This is a genomic window from Peribacillus sp. P4_C12, from assembly GCF_056402095.1.
The window spans coordinates 1-895 of the sequence record NZ_JBFUIB010000976.1; the positions used below are offsets into that span (position 1 = coordinate 1).

The 895-nt window shown below is 35.1% G+C and carries 1 protein-coding gene; it reads left to right on the forward strand.

From position 1 onward, the window contains the following. Positions 1-155 precede the first annotated feature (155 nt). Positions 156-895: FAD binding domain-containing protein (locus tag AC1DUW_RS30660; protein ID WP_477644428.1), on the forward strand; the 740-nt coding region annotated here is incomplete at its 3' end.

Here is an 895-nt window from a genome sequence, read left to right on the forward strand (position 1 = left end):
GCTCCATATGGCGCTAGGGGCCTTGGAGAACATGGTCTTCTTGGCATGCCAGCTGCTCTCGGTAACTGTTTATCTCTTGCTGCTGGAATACCATTAAACCAGTTGCCGTTAATCCCTGAACTTATTTGGAGAGGGAAGAAAGGGAGTAGACTGTGATGTTATCTTACAATTTCGAATACTATAAACCAAAATCCATAAAAGAAGCGATAGAACAATACCAAACATCAAAATCACAAGATAAAAAACCTTTGTACTATGGTGGAGGAACAGAAATTTTAACATTAGGACGTCTGAATTATATATATACCGATGCGATTATTGATTTAAAGGGTATTCCTGAATGTAAGGAATTCGGCTTTCAAAACAATGAACTAGTCATTGGTTCAACATTGAGTTTAAGTGTATTTGAAGAAAACAAGGTGTTCCCTTTATTAACGAATACTTCAAAAGAGGTTGCGGATTATTCATCAAGAAATTCAATTACTATAGGTGGAAATATATGTGGACAAATTTTTTATAGGGAGGCTGTACTGCCATTTTTATTATCAGATAGTACTGTTATTATTGCAGGTCCAAGCGGAGTAAAAAAATTTTTAATTAATGAGATTTTTAATAAAGAGTTACGCCTTGACGAAGGGGAATTTCTAGTTCAAATTGGTACAGAAAAAGAATATCTAAAAGCACCATACCTAAGTGTAAAGAAACGTAAGCAATGGGATACGGGATACCCACTTTTAACAGTTGCCGCTTTAAAAAAAGACGGGATTATTAGATTTGCATTCAGTGGGGTATGCCCATATCCATTTCGTTCAATTCCAATGGAAAAAATACTAAATGACAAGAAATTATCTTATAAGGATCGAGTTTTAGCTTCTTTTGAGTATTTACCAAGTCC